Raw genomic sequence first — 16275 nt, 5'->3', positions numbered from 1 at the left:
ATGCGTGATTCGCACTCCTCCCGCGGCGTGCGGCTTTCCAGGAAACAATTGATGTCTGGCACTTCGTCTCCCGGTCCCGCTCCCGATGCACTCGAACTCGCGGCGCTGTTGTGTTCGCGGGTCTGTCACGATCTCATCAGTCCGGTCGGCGCGATCGTCAATGGGCTTGAGGTCCTTGACGACAATCCCAAGCCAGAAGACCGCGATTTCGCGCTCGATCTGATCCGCAAGAGCGCCAAGACCGCTTCGGCGCGGCTGCAGTTCTGCCGGCTGGCGTTCGGTGCCGCGGGTTCCTCCGGCGCGCAGATCGACCTCGGCGATGCCCAGAACATGGCGAAGGGGCATATCGAGGACGGCAAGGTGACGCTGACCTGGAATTTGCCGCGGCTGCTGCTGCGCAAGAACCGGGTCAAGCTGCTGTTGAACATGCTGGTCATCGCGCAGCAGACCATCCCGCGCGGCGGCACGCTCACCATCGATCCGGTCGGCGAGGGCGAGGCGATGAGCTTCCGCATCACAGCCGCGGGCCTCAATGCACGGGTGCCGCAGAACATCGTCGACCTGCTCAACGCAAGCTCGTCGAACACGGTCGATGCACATGCCGTGCAGCCGCATTACACGCGCCTCTTGGCCGAAGCCTGCGGGTTGAAAGTGACGCTCGCGCTCGACGGCGACAAGGTCATTATCGCAGCGTCCTGAACGCGGCCGCGGGAACATCATTAAGCAAAGGTTACGACCGGCCGCGCGATTCGATCGTGCGGCCTTATCTCTTTGTTGATCCCGTTCTTTTCCAATTACTCAACCAAACTTAAACGCTTTGCGGACAAGCTGACCTAAGTTCCGGCCGGCGCGTCGATGTCGCGCGCCGCAGCGTTTTCGGCGTTTTTCGAAGGTTGGTTTCATGGACGATCTGTTGCGCGAGTTCCTGACGGAGAGCAGCGAGAGCCTGGATACGGTCGACAACCAGCTGGTGCAGTTCGAGCAGGATCCGAACAACGCGAAGATCCTGGATAACATTTTCCGGCTTGTGCACACGATCAAGGGGACCTGCGGCTTCCTCGGGCTGCCGCGGCTGGAAGCGCTGGCGCATGCCGGCGAGACCCTGATGGGCAAATTCCGCGACGGCATGCCGGTGAAGGCGGAAGCCGTGACGCTGATCCTGTCCTCGATCGACCGCATCAAGGAGATCCTCGGCGGGCTCGAGGCGACCGAGGCCGAGCCGGAGGGCAACGACCGCGACCTGATCGATCAGCTAGAGGCGATGGTCGAGCACGGCATGGCCGCCATGGCAGCCGGCGAGGCTGCTGAAGAAGATGTGCCTGTCGTTGAATCTCCATCCGTGCAGGCGGCGATGACCGAAGGCACGCTGGTGGTGCAGACGCTGGAGCGCCCGCTGCGCCCGGGCGAGGTCTCGCTCGACGAGCTCGAGCGCGCCTTCCGCGAGACCGAGATCGAAGTCGCAGCACCCGCGCCCGCGCCGGTCGCCAAGCCCGCAGCCGCAGCGCCTGCTGCCCCCGCAGCCGAACCGGCCGAGGCTGCAAAGAAGCCGGCCCGCAAGGCCGCCACCGAGGATGTCCAGGAAGGCGACAAGATCGCCAACCAGTCGATCCGGGTCAATGTCGACACCCTCGAACACCTCATGACCATGGTCTCCGAGCTGGTCCTGACCCGCAACCAGCTGCTCGAGATTAGCAGGCGCAACGAGGACACCGAGTTCAAGGTGCCCTTGCAGCGGCTCTCCAACGTCACCGCCGAGCTGCAGGAAGGCGTCATGAAGACGCGGATGCAGCCGATCGGCAATGCCTGGCAGAAGCTGCCGCGCATCGTCCGCGATCTCTCCGGCGAGCTCGGCAAGCAAATTGAATTGGAAATGCACGGCGCCGACACCGAGCTCGACCGCCAGGTGCTCGACCTGATCAAGGATCCGTTGACGCACATGGTGCGCAACTCCGCCGATCATGGCCTCGAGACCACCGCCGAGCGGGTCGCTAGCGGCAAGCCCGAGCAGGGCACCATTCGCCTCTCCGCCTATCACGAGGGCGGCCACATCATCATCTGCATCGCCGACAATGGCCGCGGGCTCAACACCGAGCGGATCAAGGCCAAGGCGCTCCAGAACGGTCTCGTCACCGAGGCCGAACTGGAGAAGATGACCGAGGCCCAGATCCACAAGTTCATCTTCGCGCCGGGCTTCTCGACCGCGGCGCAAGTGACCTCGGTGTCCGGCCGCGGCGTCGGCATGGACGTGGTGCGCACCAATATCGACCAGATCGGCGGCACCATCGACATCAAGAGCGTGGCCGGCGAGGGCGCCTCCGTCACCATCAAGATCCCGCTGACCCTGGCCATCGTCTCCGCCTTGATCGTGGAAGCCGGCGGCGACCGCTTTGCCATTCCCCAATTGTCGGTGGTCGAGCTGGTGCGGGCGCGCGCCAACTCCGAGCACCGCATCGAGCGGATCAAGGATACGGCAGTGCTGCGGCTGCGCAACAAGCTGCTGCCGCTGATCCACCTGAAGAAGCTGCTCAAGATCGACGATGGTGCCACCAGCGATGCCGAGAACGGCTTCATCGTGGTCACGCAGGTCGGCAGCCAGACCTTCGGCATCGTGGTCGACGGCGTGTTCCACACCGAGGAGATCGTGGTCAAGCCGATGTCGACCAAGCTGCGGCACATCGACATGTTCTCCGGCAACACCATTCTGGGCGATGGCGCTGTGATCATGATCATCGACCCCAACGGCATTGCCAAGGCCTTGGGCGCGTCCGGCTCCTCGGCCCATGACATGGCCGACGACAATGCCGCGGCCCATGCCGCGAGCGGCGAGCAGCTCACCTCGCTTTTGGTGTTCCGCGCCGGTTCGAGCCAGCCCAAGGCGGTGCCGCTCGGCCTCGTCACCCGGCTGGAGGAGATCGCAACCGACAAGATCGAGCTCTCCAACGGCCGCTACATGGTGCAGTACCGCGAGCAGCTGATGCCGCTGGTGCAGATGGCCGGGGTCGAGGTGCAGACCCAGGGCGCGCAGCCGATCCTGGTGTTCGCCGACGACGGCCGCTCGATGGGGCTCGTGGTCGACGAGATCATCGACATCGTCGAGGAGCGGCTCAACATCGAGGTGGCGGGCTCGCAGGACGGCATTTTAGGCTCGGCCGTGATCAAGGGCCAGGCCACCGAGGTGATCGACGTCGGCCACTTCCTGCCGATGGCGTTCGCCGACTGGTTCTCGCGCAAGGAGATGCGCCCGTCTGCGTCGGCGCAGTCGGTGCTGCTGGTCGACGACTCGGCGTTCTTCCGCAACATGCTGGCCCCGGTCTTGAAAGCCGCCGGCTACAAGGTGCGGACCGCGCCGAACGCTCAGGAAGGGCTCGCCGCGCTGCGCTCGGGACAGGCCTTCGACGTCGTACTGACCGACATCGAGATGCCCGAGATGAACGGCTTCGAGTTCGCCGAGAACATCCGCTCTGACCAAAACCTGATCGGGCTGCCGATCATCGCGCTGTCGGCGATGGTGTCGCCGGCGGCGATCGAGCGCGGCCGCCAGGCCGGCTTCCACGACTATGTCGCCAAGTTCGATCGTCCCGGGCTGATCGCGGCGCTGAAAGAGCAGACCGCCGAACTGCGCCGGGCGGCTTAAGGGAAGCGAGCATGATCCGGAAAAGTGGGAACCGGTTTTCCGATCCGATCATGCTCAAACAAAAGGTTGATCGATGACCAGCAAGACCGAGACCAGTGAAGGCGCGATGGCCGAATACGTCACCGCGGTGATCGGCGGGCAGCTGTTCGGCCTGCCGATCTCGCGGGTGCAAGACGTGTTCATGCCGGAGCGGCTGACGCGGGTGCCGCTGGCCTCCAGCGAGATCGCCGGCGTGCTCAATCTGCGCGGCCGCATCGTCACCGTGGTCGACATGCGCGCCCGGCTCGGCCTGCCGAAGGCCGATGATGGCACGCCGCCGATGGCGGTCGGCGTCGACCAGCGCGGCGAATCCTATGGCCTCTTGATCGACCAGATCGGCGAGGTCTTGCGGCTGCCCGACGACAGCCGCCAGGACAATCCGGTCAACCTCGATCCCCGCATGGCCAGGCTCGCCGGCGGCGTTCACCGCCTCGACGGCCAGCTCATGGTCGTCCTCGATGTCGATCGCGTGCTCGAACTGGTGCCTGATGCCAAAGCGGCCTGAGACGGGCCGACTGAATCGAAGAACTGAAACATCCCTCCGGGGATGAGGAAGGTGAGGTCGCAGATGAGAACGTGTCTTGTTGTCGATGACTCAAGCGTCATTCGCAAGGTTGCCCGCCGAATCCTGGAAGGGCTCGATTTCCAGATCGTCGAGGCCGAGGACGGCGCCAAGGCACTCGAGGCCTGCAAGCGCGCGATGCCCGAGGCCGTGCTGCTCGACTGGAACATGCCTGTCATGGACGGCTACGAGTTCCTCGGCAATCTCCGCCGCATGCCCGGCGGCGATCAGCCCAAGGTCGTGTTCTGCACCACCGAGAATGACGTCGCGCATATCGCACGCGCGCTGCATGCCGGTGCCAACGAATACATCATGAAGCCGTTCGACCGGGACATCGTCACCGCGAAGTTCCAGGAAGTCGGCTTGATTTAAGTCTGCGTTCGATCCGGCGGCAGAAGCCTTCGGCTCAACGGTTGTTGTGCGTCGTGTTGCGTCGCTGGTGAAGTCATGAGTGTTGCGTTGACAAGTACTGCGGTCCCGACATCGACCCGTTCCGACAAGGTGCGGGTGATGGTCGTCGACGATTCCGTGGTCATCCGAGGGATGATCTCGCGCTGGATCGGCGCCGAACCCGACATGGAGGTCGTGGCCTCGCTGCGCACCGGCCTCGACGCCGTCAACCAGCTCGAGCGCATCAACCCCGACGTCGCGGTGCTCGATATCGAGATGCCCGACCTCGACGGCATCTCGGCGCTGCCGCAGCTGCTGGCGAAGAAGCGCGACCTCGTCATCATCATGGCCTCCACGCTGACCCGCCGCAATGCGGAGATCAGCCTGAAGGCGCTCTCGCTCGGCGCGTCCGACTACATTCCGAAGCCGGAGAGCACGCGCGAGGCGACCGCCGCGGAAACCTTCCGCCACGACCTGATCCAGAAGATCCGTCATCTCGGCGCCAAGGCACGGCGCAGCACGGTGCATACGACGGTGAGCCCGCCGCTGGCGCCCGGACACGACAAGCCGCGCCCGGGGCTGCCTCCGGCCGCCGCGCCCGCCCAGGTCGCGCGCCGTTCGTTCGGCCTGCTGCAGCCCAAGGTGCTGCTGATCGGCTCCTCAACCGGCGGCCCGCAGGCGCTGATGGCGCTGGTCGCAGAGATCGGCCCCCTGATCGATCGCGTCCCGGTGCTGATCACCCAGCACATGCCGCCGACCTTCACCACCATTCTCGCCGAGCATCTGGCGCGCACCAGCAAGCGGCCGGCGCATGAGGGGGTCGACGGCGAGAGCATCAAGCCGGGCCGGATCTATCTGGCGCCGGGCGGACGCCACATGCGGATCGCCCGCCACGGCATCGATGCCACGATCGCGCTCGACGACGGGCCGCCGGTCAATTTCTGCAAACCCGCGGTGGATCCGATGTTCACCTCCGCGATCGATGTCTGGCAAGGCAGCATCATGTCGGTGATCCTGACCGGCATGGGCTCCGACGGCATGCGCGGCGGCAAGGACATCGTCGCTGCCGGCGGCAGCGTGATCGCCCAGGACGAAGCGAGCAGCGTGGTGTGGGGCATGCCCGGTGCGGCGGTCCATGCCGGCATCTGCGCCGCAGTGCTGCCGCTCAATCAGATCGCATCGAAGCTTGTTCGCGTGTTTGCCGGAGACCGTTCGTGACGCCGCTGGACTATGAGTATCTGCGTAAGCTGCTGAAGGAACGTTCCGGCCTCGATCTGTCGGCCGACAAGCAATATCTCGTCGAGAGCCGCCTGCTGCCCTTGGCGCGCCGGTCGAACCTCGCCGGCATTCCCGAGCTCGTCCAGAAGATGAAGGGCGGCGCCGAGATGTTGACGTCGGAGGTGGTCGAGGCGATGACCACCAACGAGACGTTCTTCTTTCGCGACAAGATCCCGTTCGACCATCTGAAGGAGGCGGTGCTGCCGGCGCTGGCACAGGCGCGCGCCGCGCGCCGCAGCCTGCGCATCTGGTGCGCGGCCTCGTCGACAGGGCAGGAGCCCTATTCGATCGCGATGCTGCTGAAGGAAATGACCGCGCTGTTCACCGGTTGGCGCATCGAGATCATCGCCACCGACCTGTCGCAGGCGGTGCTGGAAAAGTCGAAGGCCGGCCTGTTCAGCCAGTTCGAGGTGCAGCGCGGCCTGCCGATCCAGCTGCTGGTCAAGCACTTCGTGCAGAAGGGCGAGCTCTGGCAGCTCAACGCCGATATCCGCGGCATGGTGCAGCACCGCCAGCTCAATCTGCTGCAGGACATTTCGCATCTCGGCACCTTCGACGTGATCTTCTGCCGCAACGTGCTGATCTATTTCGATCAGCAGACCAAGGCCTCGATCTTCGGCAAGATCTCCCGGATGCTCGAGCCCGACGGCGTGCTGGCGCTTGGCGCGGCGGAATCCGTGGTAGGCATCACCAATCTCTTCAGGCCCTATCCGGACCGCCGCGGGCTCTATCAGCCCAGCACCGCGCCGGTCGCGCGCGCCGGCGCCGCGCACGTGCTGAAGGCGGTCGCGTCCGCTGCGCGCTGAGCTGGAGTTCTCCCATTAGCAGCGCGATGCTGCCTGGTCCGTCATCCTGAGGAGGCCGCAACGCGGCCGTCTCGAAGGATCGACGGCCACCAGCCGGGCCGTTCATCCTTCGAGACGCGCTACGCGCTCCTCAGGATGACGGATGAAACCGCAACCGCGTCGACGCTCTACAAAATCGCGTGCGGCAGGAAGCGCGATGTGTTGCCGGTGATCGGGTTCTCGTCCTCGCGGATCGATAGCCCGCAGGGCGTGTGATCGACCAGCCAGCTGCCGAGCACGGCGTACTGTCCGGAAAAGTTCGGTAGCGGCGCGAGGGCCTGCCGGATGAAGCCCTCGGCGCCGTAGGGGCCTTCTTCCGCGACCAGCGTGATGCCGGCGCTGACCAGTTCGACATTGGCGCCTTCGCGTGAGTAGATCGGCTTGCGCACGAACGAGGTGCCGAGCTGCGCGGCCTGCGGATCGTCCTCGAAATAGGCCGGCAGCAAATTGGGGTGGTTCGGGAACATCTCCCACAACAGCGGCAGGATGCCCTTGTTGGACAGGATCGCCTTCCAGGGCGGCTCGATCCATTGCGTCGGCGCCGAGCTGAGGTTCTTGCCGAACGCGTCGTGAAACATCCACTCCCATGGATAGAGCTTGAAGGCGAGCGCGATCGGGCTTTCGTCGAGGTCGACGAACTGGCCGTCACTGCGCAGCCCGATCTGTTCGATGTCGAGCAGCGTGGTCTTCAGCCCGGCCTGCGCCGCGGTGTCCTCGAGATAGGCGAGCGTGCCGGCGTCCTCGGCATTGCCGGTCAGCCCGGTGAGATGCAGCGGATGGGTCGCGCCGATCGTCTTCCAGGCCTCGATCAGCGCCTCGTGGATCGAGTTGAACTGGTCGGCGCGCTTCGGGATGATGTTGCGTTCGATCGCCTGTTCGAGCCAGGTCCATTGAAACACCGCCGCCTCGAAGATCGAGGTCGGCGTGTCGGCATTGTATTCGAGCAGCTTGGCCGGGCCGCTGCCGCTGAATTTGAGGTCGAGCCGGCCGTAGAGGCTCGGCTGCTTGCGGCGCCAGCTCGCCGCGATCAGGTCCCAGAACGCTTCCGGAATTTTCAGCCGGCGCAGATATTGTTCATCCTTGACCGCGCGTCCGGCGAGCTCGAGGCACATCGCGTCGATCTCGCCGGTCGGCGCCTCGATATCGCGCTCGATCTCGTCGAGCGTGAAGGCGTAATAGGCGCGCTCGTCCCAATAGCGTTCACCGTCGATGGTGTGGAAGGTGAATCCGGCGCTTTCGGCGGTTGCCTGCCAATCGTCGCGCTCGGAACATACGATGCGTTGCATGAAGGGGTCCGTGATCTTCAGATGATGCGTGTCAGCTCAATGTCAGCCGCCGCCATGCGAGGGACCGTTGTCGTAGCGGGCGATGGTGCGTGGCGCGCCGCCGAAGCCGCCTGAGGGTGATATCTGCTCGGGCTTCCGCTTGGCTTTGTGCCCCGCATGGTGATGACTGCGGGCATGGCCTGGCGTCAGGCCCATCGAGGCTGCGCCGATCGCGACGCTTCCCATCAATTTCAGCCAGACCCGTCGCGAGCGTTTCATGGACGCGATCCTTGCCGTCTACGGAGGCGCGCCGAGTGTCCATCAGCTCCGATCGGCGAGCAAGCGAAAGCGCATGACGACACGGCAAAGTGCGTGTCAGCCACCGCCGAAGCCGAACGCATGCGCGAACGAGCCGAAGCCGCCGCGGCTGACCGACGAGCTTGACGACGAACCCGACGAGGATGAAGAGCCGCCGGACGAGGAGCTGCCGCTGTAGAAGCTGCTGCGCGACGAGCCGCCGCCGCCACCACCGCTGCCGCCCGACCCGGACGACGAACTGCGCGGCGCGCAATCGGCGCCGGGTTGCAGGGGGGCCGGCGCGGTGACGCCCGGTGGCGCCTGGATGGGTTGGCAATTCTGCCGCGGCATCAGTGCGTAGGCGCCGCCGCCGACCGCGAGCGTACCCATCATCAGCAGCGCAACATGATTGGAGCGCTTGGAAGGCGGCTCCGGCCGCGTCGCCACCGCCGGCACGCTTGGCCGCCGTTTGCCGAATTCCGGGTTTGGTTTGCGCGCCATGGTTCGGCTCAATGGCTCAGTAGATCATGCAGGCCGCGTTCAGCGCGCCTGCGGCCAGCGAGGACAACCCGAGCCAGATCGCCGCCGCCATCTCGCCGGAGGCGATCCGCGCCGACAGGTTCGGCACCGGGATCTTCACGATGTAATAGACGATGATCTGCACGATCAGCGCGATGATGCTCCAGATCAGGCAATCCACCACATTGGCGGAATGGGCGATGGCGCTGACCACCGGCAGCACGAAGCCGAGCAGGCTCAAGCCCAGCGCAATCGCCGCCGCCGGATCGTTGTCGCGGATCAGCCGGAATTCGTCATGCGGGGTGACGCGGGTGTAGACGAAGAGATAGGCGACCACGGCGATCAGCGCCGTGCAGAAATAGACCAGGAACGCCGGCAGGCCGGCGAGGGATTGCAGGATCATGTGATGCGCCCGAACAGCCCTAGATGGTCATCCTATAGCTGATTGGTCGCGGTTCGCGAAGCTTCGGTTCGATCCGAGCTGTGGGCTGCGGTGGTCGCGGACGGCCGGCGAAAAATTGCTGCGCGGCGGTGTGAGCCGCTTCACAGCGGCCTTCGCGATAGTCGCCTATACGGTATGCAACCAGAAGTGCATGTCGCGAATGGGCTCGGTGATCCCGATGACGACCAGTTTTGGCAACGACATCCTGCCGATGTTTCGACCGGGCGACATCGCCTGCATGACTCCGAAGGGCGTTCGGCTCGGCGACGCCGACTGGATCTGCGACCCGGCCGGCAATGACGACTTTGCCGATCACGCCAACGCACGCCGCGTCTTCGCTGCGCTGTCGTCCGGCTTCATGCCGCCAGGTCACCGATGGTCGCAGGACGCGCTCGATGTCTATGCAAGCTGGATGGGGGACGGATTCCAACCATGAACCGATTCCAAACTTGAACCCGATGTGGAGAGCAAGATGAGAAGGTCGATCGACACGCTGCTCGCCTGTGGTCTGTTTCTGCTTCCCGCCATTCCGGCCGCGGCGCAATCGCCGCCGAATCCCGCGATGACCGCACCGGATCAGGTCGCCTGGCAGCTCTTCATCCAGGCCAACACCCGCGCCGGCGGCAGCAATTCGACGTTCGAGACCTGGGCGAGCGATACCGATCTGTTTCAGCCCAATCCGCAGTTTCCGGCGACCGCGACACCGCCGTCGCTGCGCCCGCCGATCCTGCCGCAGGTGGCGCGAGAAGGCGTGCAGGAGAGCGGTGGTTTGCTGCCGGCGCTGCCGCCGGGCGCCGCGCAGGGGCAGATGGAGGAAACGCGTCACAACAAGCCGACATTCGATTTCATCGTTCAGAACAACCTCTACAAGCTGTCGGGTGTGAAGGCCGCATTCGGCAAGGCGCTGTCGTTTCCGGTCGATTCCGTCGAGGTGAAGGGGAATTGGCTGCCGGTCAGCGACATTCCGCAATTCACCAACAACAAGGTGACGCTGGCGCAGGTGCCGCAGCTCTATCACGTCAACAGCGCGGCCGGCGTGCAGTACGCCCTGGTCTCGATGCATGTCATCAGCAAGCAGGTGCCGAACTGGACCTGGGCGACGTTCGAGCATCGCTTCAATCCGGGCCGCTGCGACATCATCGGCTGTCGTGACAATTTCGGCGCGCAGACCGCATTCGTGCCGTCGAACCGGACTGCCGGCCAGGGCTATCCTGATTGCGTTAAGACGGCTGCATTGACGGCGATGTTGTCGAGCGCGGACATCGATCCCGTCTACAACAATTACTGCCTGAAGGGCTCGCAGGTGGATTTCGTCGACAATGTCGGGCTCGACATCAGGGTCGGCAATTCCGTCACCGAGGACGGCTTTGTCGCAACATCGTCCTGCATCACCTGCCACGGCCGCGCGGCATTCAAGGCCGACGGCACGGCGTCGTCGCAGGCGGGATTCCTGTCGTTCGGTCCGAATGGCCCGGTCGCTCCGCTCGGGCCGCTGCTGCCCGAATGGTACTGGAAGGTCTCGGGCCAGCCGCCGATCTTCGAGGGCAAGCCCGGTCTGACCCGCATCGCGACCTCGGCCGATTTCGTGTGGTCGATCCCGTTCTGCGCCTTCGACGATACGCAAACTCCGGTGCAGCCGACGCCATGTGGCGGCAAGTGAGATCGCAGCGATGGCAGGCACCTCCGAGCGCAGGGTTCCGCTTGCCGGCAGCAACCGCGCCGCGCCTGTTGGCGCGACGCTGGTCGGCGATGTCGATCCCGACGAGCGGATCCCGATCGTGGTCTATGTGAAGCGGCGCACCCCCGACAAGTTTGCGCCGGGCAGCGCCGGTGATTTGGCACGGCTCGCCCGGCCGATCACGCGGCACCAGCTTGCAACCCAGCGCCACCGCAGCCATGCCCGCGCCGTCGCCCGCGTGGTGCGGCTGGCGGCAGAGCGTGGGTTGACGATCGGCCGCAGCGATCCCGTCGCGCGCACGGTCGAGCTGGAAGGCACTGCGCGGCAGATGGCCGAGATCTTCGGCGCGACGCTCCGCACCTACCGCGATGGTGAGCGCACGTTTCGCGCCCGCGTCGGCGGCCTGACGGTGCCGGCCGAGATCGCGCCGTGGACCCGAGCCATTCTCGGCTTCGATCAGCGGCCGCTGCGGACCAGGACGCCGCTTGCGCAGGCCCAGGCCGACATGGGCAGCGGCAGCGGGCTGTGGCCGACCGACATCGCGGCCCTCTACGGCATTCCGCTGGATCGCGACGTGTCGTCGATCTGCGTCGGCATCATAGCTCTCGGCGGCGGCTATCTCGCGAGTGATCTCGCCATGGCGGTGGCCGGCATGAACCGGCCGCCGCCGGTTGTCGTCAATGCGCCGCCGAACGGCAATGGCGGTTTCGGCAGCAACGATGTCGCCGATCAGGAGATCGCGCTCGATCTCCAGGTGCTCGCGGGCCTGCTGCCGAAGAGCAAGATCGTGGTCTACTTTGCCGAGAACTCCGCCGCGGGTCTCACCGACGCGATCCATCAGGCGGTGTTCGATGAAGAGCATGCGCCGCAGGTGGTCTCCGTCAGCTGGGGCAGCGCCGAGAAATACTGGACCGAGCCGGGCCGCGACGCGATGCAGGCGGTGCTCGCGGATGCCGCGCGGCTGCGCGTCAGCGTGCTGTTCGCCTCAGGTGATCAGCTCGCGACGAGCGGCCTGACCGACGGCAAGCTCCATGTCTGGTTTCCCGCCTCGAGCCCCTATGCGACGAGCTGCGGCGGCACCCAGCCCGTGGCTGCCGCGGGCAATGGGTCGGCCGCAGCGGAGGCGGTCTGGAACGCCGGTGCGGTCGGCACCGGCGGCGGCATCAGCGACGCGTTTCCCGTCCCCGACTATCAGTCGCATTTGACGCTGCCGAAATCTCAGAACGACGGCGCTATCAGGCGCGGTGTCCCTGATGTCGCCTGCGCGGCCGCGGCGACCCCGGGCTATCGCATCATCGTCAACGGACAGGCGATGGCGATGAGCGGGACCAGTGCCGCGACACCGCTATGGGCCGCTTTGGTTGCGATTGCGATCGCCGCCCGCGGCGAGCAGATCGGCTTTCTCAACGCCGCGCTTTATTCCAACCCCGGCGCATTCCGTGTGGTCGTGCAGGGCAACAACCGCGTCGGCGGCAAGGGCTACGATGCCGGCCCGGGCTGGAGCGCCTGCACCGGGCTCGGTGTTCCGAAGGGCGCGGATCTCCTCGCGGCTCTGACCGCGATCCCGGTGGCGTAAGCCCTAAAAACAGAAACCCCGCCATTTGCGGCGGGGTTCAAGTCGAAAGCGAAGTCGGAACGCGGCGGGCCAGAAGGTCAGGCGGGAATGCGCTCGTCGGCCTCGTGCGGCTCGCGCAGCACATAGCCGCGGCCCCACACGGTCTCGATGAAGTTGCGGCCCTCGGAGGCGTTGGCGAGCTTCTTGCGGAGCTTGCAGATGAAGACGTCGATGATCTTCAGCTCCGGCTCGTCCATGCCGCCGTAGAGATGGTTGAGGAACATTTCCTTGGTGAGCGTGGTGCCCTTGCGGAGCGAGAGCAGCTCCAGCATCTGGTATTCCTTGCCGGTGAGGTGCACGCGCTGACCGCCGACCTCGACCGTCTTGGTGTCCAGATTGACCACGAGATCGCCGGTCTGGATGACCGACTGGGCGTGACCCTTGGAACGGCGCACGATCGCGTGGATGCGGGCGACCAGTTCGTCCTTGTGGAAGGGTTTGGTCATGTAGTCGTCGGCGCCGACGCCGAGACCCTTGACCTTGTCCTCGATGCCGGCGAGGCCGGAGAGGATCAGAATGGGAGTCTTGATCTTCGAAACCCGGAGCTGCTTGAGCACGTCGTAGCCGGACATGTCGGGCAGGTTGAGGTCGAGCAGGATGATGTCGTAGTCGTAAAGCTTGCCGAGATCGACGCCTTCTTCACCGAGATCCGTCGTGTAAACGTTGAAACTCTCGGATTTGAGCATCAATTCGATCGACTGCGCGACGGCGCTATCATCTTCAATCAGCAAAACGCGCATGCCAGTCCCCTATAGTCGCCGCTCCGGGCGTCAGGTCGGCCGCACTTGCGGCACTCACAAAACGCCTTTGAACAACTGATTCGGATCCTGACGAGATATGGTTAACAAAAACTGATTCCTCGACGCAAGCTCTAACCGTGCAATTTTTGTCGAATCGCCCTAAGATATTGCGTAGAAGAAGCTTTTCCTAACCGCGCTCGTTCAGTTTCCACATTAAGAGCCGGGCCTAACCGACTCTCGCGACTCGCCCTTCTTCTGATGGGCGAGCGACCTCAGTCACCAAAGACAGTGACGCAATGATTAATGATGCGGGTAAACACGAAGTTAAGCGGCCGGCGCAAAATTGCGAAAACTTAAGGTTTTCGCAATGAAGGCGCTCGCGGAGCAGATCGGCGACATCGACGGCGTCAATATTTATGGCCGTGTGGTCGGCGTCCGCGGGCTCATGGTCGAGATCGCCGGCCCCATTCACGCGATGTCGGTCGGCGCCCGCATCGTCATCGACGTCGGCGCCGGCCGCTTCATCCCAGCCGAGGTGATCGGCTTCTCCGGCGAGAACGCGGTGGTGATGCCGTTCGGCGGGCTCGAGGGCGTCAGGCGCGGGTGCCGCGCCGTGATCGCCAATGCGGCGAGCCAGGTGCGGCCCTCGCCGGCCTGGCTCGGCCGCGTCGTCAACGCGATGGGCGAGCCGATCGACGGCAAGGGGCCGCTGCAACAGGGCGCCTCGCCGATGTCCTACCGCAACTCGCCGCCGCCGGCGCATTCGCGCAGGCGGGTCGGTCCGCCGCTCGATCTCGGCGTGCGCGGCCTCAATACGTTCCTGACCTGCTGCCGCGGCCAGCGGCTCGGCATCTTCGCCGGCTCCGGCGTCGGCAAGTCGGTGCTGCTGTCGATGCTGGCGCGCAATGTCGACGCCGCGATCTCGGTGATCGGGTTGATCGGCGAACGCGGCCGCGAGGTGCAGGAATTTCTCCAGGAGGATCTCGGCGAGGAGGGGCTGGCGCGTTCGGTCGTGGTGGTCGCCACCTCGGACGAGCCGGCGCTGATGCGGCGCCAGGCCGCGTATCTGACGCTCGCGATCGCCGAGTATTTCCGCGACGAGGACCAGGACGTGCTGTGCCTGATGGACTCGGTGACGCGCTTTGCGATGGCGCAGCGCGAGATCGGCCTCTCGGCCGGCGAGCCGCCGACCGCCAAGGGCTATACGCCGACGGTGTTCACCGAATTGCCGAAGCTGCTGGAGCGGGCAGGGCCGGGCACCGGCGTCGGCACCATCACCGCGATCTTCACCGTGCTGGTCGATGGCGACGATCACAATGAGCCGATCGCGGACGCGGTGCGCGGCATCCTCGACGGCCATATCGTAATGCAGCGCGCGATCGCCGAGCGCGGCCGCTATCCCGCGGTCAACATCCTCAAGTCGGTCTCGCGCACCATGCCGCGGTCCGCCGACCCCGACTTCCTGCCCTTCATCAACAAGGCGCGGCAGGTGATGGCGACCTATGCCGACATGGAGGAACTGATCCGGCTCGGCGCCTACCGGCCGGGTTCCAGCCCCGAGGTCGACGAGGCGATCCGGCTGCACGAGCCGCTGGAGAGCTTCCTGCGCCAGGCCAAGGACGAGGCGACCAGCCTGGGCGACGGCTACCAGCAGCTCGCTCAAATCCTGTCGGGTTTGGAAACGGAACGCTAACTTTGTCAGGCCATCATCTCCGGCACACCATAGCTATGCCGGCGGGGCCCAGGGGGGAGCCGGTTCTGTCCCGCGTTCAGAATTGGGACTTCTGGGGAGTATGAGTCGATGAAGTCACGTGAAACGCTGATCCGCCTGAAGAAGTTTCAGGTCGATGAAAAGCGCCGTCGGGTTACCCAGATCGAAGGCATGATCGCCGACTTCCAGCGCATGTCCGTCGAGCTCGAGCGCGAGATCCAGACCGAGCAGGAGCGCGCCGGGATCAATGATCCCTCGCACTTCGCCTATCCCACCTACGCCAAGGCCGCGATCCAGCGCCGCGAGAACCTGACCCGTTCGGCCGACGAGCTGCGTGCCCAGCTCGACGACGCCAAGGCGCTGCTGTCGGAAGCATTCGAGGAGCTCAAGAAGGTCGAGCTGCTTGACGAGCGCGACCAGGCGCGCGAACGCGCGGAGGAGAGCGCCCGCGAGCAAGCCGACCTGGATTCGATCGGCCTGATGCGGGCCCGGCTCGGCGTCATCGCCTGATACCTCGCTCCCTCCGCTGACCATCTTCAGAGCCCGGGCCGATCGCCCGGGCTTTTTGTTGGGCGCTGTCCACAAGCCGGCCTCTCGTCGGCCACTTGGCGGATCGTGCTGTCCCAAAATATGCTACCACCGGTCCAGACCAGATGATGATCGGCGGCGCGGTGGCAATGGGGCGATGGGGGATGCAGGCTTGGAGGGCGCTGAATGCTGACGCCGGCTGAGCTCGTCTGGCTGATCGCCGCCGTCGCGAAGGGGGATCAGGCTGCCTTTGAGCGGCTGTACGCCGCGACCCGCTCGAAACTCTTTGGCGTCGTGCTCCGTATCTTGCGGCGTCAGGACCTCGCCGAGGAGGTCATTCAGGAGGCTTACGTCAAGATCTGGAACAGCGCGGGGCAGTTCAACCCGGCCCTGTCGTCCCCGATCACGTGGATGGCGTCAATCGCGCGCAACCGCGCCATCGATGTCGTGCGCAAGCGGGGCGAGTCCTCGCTGGAAGATGAGCCTGCGGCGATGGAAGTCGCCGCCGACTCGCCCGATCCGCTGGCGCGACGGGAAATGACGGAAGAGTTGAAGCGGTTGCTGGAGTGCGTCGGTCGTCTGGAGCCCGATCGTCAGAAGCTCGTGCTGCTCGCCTATTACAACGGCTGGAGCCGCGAGCAGCTCGCCGCAAAGTTCGAGACACCGGTGAACACGGTGAAGACCTGGCTGCGCCGCAGCCTGATGGATATCCGGGGGTGTCTTGGACTCTGA

Annotated in this window: 17 protein-coding genes; 12 read left to right on the top strand and 5 right to left on the bottom strand. The window is 65.1% G+C overall.

Features of this window, described 5'->3' with window-relative positions:
• Nucleotides 1-51 precede the first annotated feature (51 nt).
• The 6 genes from chpT (at nt 52) to AC066Y_RS21420 (ending at nt 6709) form a co-directional block, all read left to right on the top strand.
• Entirely contained in the window at nt 52-699 is a 648-nt protein-coding gene (gene chpT / locus AC066Y_RS21445; RefSeq protein ID WP_478275603.1) for a histidine phosphotransferase ChpT, read from the top strand.
• A gap of 202 nt (nt 700-901) precedes the next feature.
• Nucleotides 902-3634 (top strand): hybrid sensor histidine kinase/response regulator, encoded by a 2733-nt coding sequence (locus AC066Y_RS21440; protein ID WP_478275602.1) that lies wholly within the window; start codon nt 902-904, stop codon nt 3632-3634.
• A gap of 73 nt (nt 3635-3707) precedes the next feature.
• Nucleotides 3708-4178 carry a chemotaxis protein CheW gene (locus AC066Y_RS21435; RefSeq protein ID WP_478275601.1) on the top strand — a complete coding sequence of 157 codons (471 nt, stop codon included), beginning with the start codon at nt 3708-3710 and terminating at the stop codon, nt 4176-4178.
• A gap of 63 nt (nt 4179-4241) precedes the next feature.
• Complete coding sequence (locus AC066Y_RS21430) at nt 4242-4607, top strand: response regulator (RefSeq protein WP_018273268.1); 366 nt, start codon at nt 4242-4244, stop codon at nt 4605-4607.
• A gap of 75 nt (nt 4608-4682) precedes the next feature.
• On the top strand, nt 4683-5843 hold the full coding sequence (locus AC066Y_RS21425; protein ID WP_478275600.1) for a protein-glutamate methylesterase/protein-glutamine glutaminase: 1161 nt from the start codon (nt 4683-4685) through the stop codon (nt 5841-5843).
• Nucleotides 5840-6709: a CheR family methyltransferase gene (locus AC066Y_RS21420; protein WP_478275599.1), complete on the top strand. Its 870-nt coding sequence runs from the start codon at nt 5840-5842 to the stop codon at nt 6707-6709. Before AC066Y_RS21425 ends, AC066Y_RS21420 begins: the two co-directional genes overlap by 4 nt.
• A gap of 167 nt (nt 6710-6876) precedes the next feature.
• Here AC066Y_RS21420 and AC066Y_RS21415 read toward each other — a convergent pair whose 3' ends face one another.
• The 4 genes from AC066Y_RS21415 to AC066Y_RS21400 all read right to left on the bottom strand — a co-directional run bounded on the left by AC066Y_RS21415 (nt 6877) and on the right by AC066Y_RS21400 (nt 9232).
• Nucleotides 6877-8034 carry a glutathionylspermidine synthase family protein gene (locus AC066Y_RS21415; RefSeq protein WP_478275598.1) on the bottom strand — a complete coding sequence of 386 codons (1158 nt, stop codon included), beginning with the start codon at nt 8032-8034 and terminating at the stop codon, nt 6877-6879.
• Between the two features lie 42 nt (nt 8035-8076).
• Nucleotides 8077-8292, bottom strand: coding sequence for a hypothetical protein (locus AC066Y_RS21410; protein WP_478275597.1), 216 nt, complete (start codon nt 8290-8292; stop codon nt 8077-8079).
• 96 nt (nt 8293-8388) lie between these two features.
• Nucleotides 8389-8811: a hypothetical protein gene (locus tag AC066Y_RS21405; RefSeq protein ID WP_092116418.1), complete on the bottom strand. Its 423-nt coding sequence runs from the start codon at nt 8809-8811 to the stop codon at nt 8389-8391.
• 16 nt (nt 8812-8827) lie between these two features.
• Nucleotides 8828-9232: a DUF350 domain-containing protein gene (locus tag AC066Y_RS21400; RefSeq protein ID WP_478275596.1), complete on the bottom strand. Its 405-nt coding sequence runs from the start codon at nt 9230-9232 to the stop codon at nt 8828-8830.
• A gap of 217 nt (nt 9233-9449) precedes the next feature.
• On the opposite strand from AC066Y_RS21400, the gene AC066Y_RS21395 reads away from it, so the two are divergent.
• The 3 genes from AC066Y_RS21395 to AC066Y_RS21385 are packed head-to-tail and all read left to right on the top strand — an operon-like array spanning nt 9450 to nt 12525.
• The gene (locus AC066Y_RS21395) at nt 9450-9707 is read left to right on the top strand and encodes a hypothetical protein (protein WP_478275595.1); all 258 of its coding nucleotides are present in this window, start codon (nt 9450-9452) and stop codon (nt 9705-9707) included.
• Between the two features lie 36 nt (nt 9708-9743).
• The gene (locus AC066Y_RS21390) at nt 9744-10931 is read left to right on the top strand and encodes a hypothetical protein (protein WP_478275594.1); all 1188 of its coding nucleotides are present in this window, start codon (nt 9744-9746) and stop codon (nt 10929-10931) included.
• 10 nt (nt 10932-10941) lie between these two features.
• Complete coding sequence (locus AC066Y_RS21385; protein ID WP_478275593.1) at nt 10942-12525, top strand: S53 family peptidase; 1584 nt, start codon at nt 10942-10944, stop codon at nt 12523-12525.
• Nucleotides 12526-12602: 77 nt separating this feature from the next.
• Here AC066Y_RS21385 and ctrA read toward each other — a convergent pair whose 3' ends face one another.
• Nucleotides 12603-13304: a response regulator transcription factor CtrA gene (gene ctrA, locus AC066Y_RS21380; protein ID WP_016848562.1), complete on the bottom strand. Its 702-nt coding sequence runs from the start codon at nt 13302-13304 to the stop codon at nt 12603-12605.
• 367 nt (nt 13305-13671) lie between these two features.
• On the opposite strand from ctrA, the gene fliI reads away from it, so the two are divergent.
• The 3 genes from fliI (at nt 13672) to AC066Y_RS21365 (ending at nt 16275) form a co-directional block, all read left to right on the top strand.
• Nucleotides 13672-14997: a flagellar protein export ATPase FliI gene (fliI, locus tag AC066Y_RS21375; RefSeq protein ID WP_478275592.1), complete on the top strand. Its 1326-nt coding sequence runs from the start codon at nt 13672-13674 to the stop codon at nt 14995-14997.
• A 108-nt stretch (nt 14998-15105) separates the two neighbouring features.
• Entirely contained in the window at nt 15106-15525 is a 420-nt protein-coding gene (gene fliJ / locus AC066Y_RS21370; protein WP_478275591.1) for a flagellar export protein FliJ, read from the top strand.
• Between the two features lie 204 nt (nt 15526-15729).
• Complete coding sequence (locus AC066Y_RS21365) at nt 15730-16275, top strand: sigma-70 family RNA polymerase sigma factor (protein ID WP_478275590.1); 546 nt, start codon at nt 15730-15732, stop codon at nt 16273-16275.

Source organism: Bradyrhizobium sp. USDA3010 (assembly GCF_056429065.1).
The sequence above is the reverse complement of the archived record's forward strand: the minus strand, read 5'-3'. Positions and strand labels throughout refer to the sequence as shown.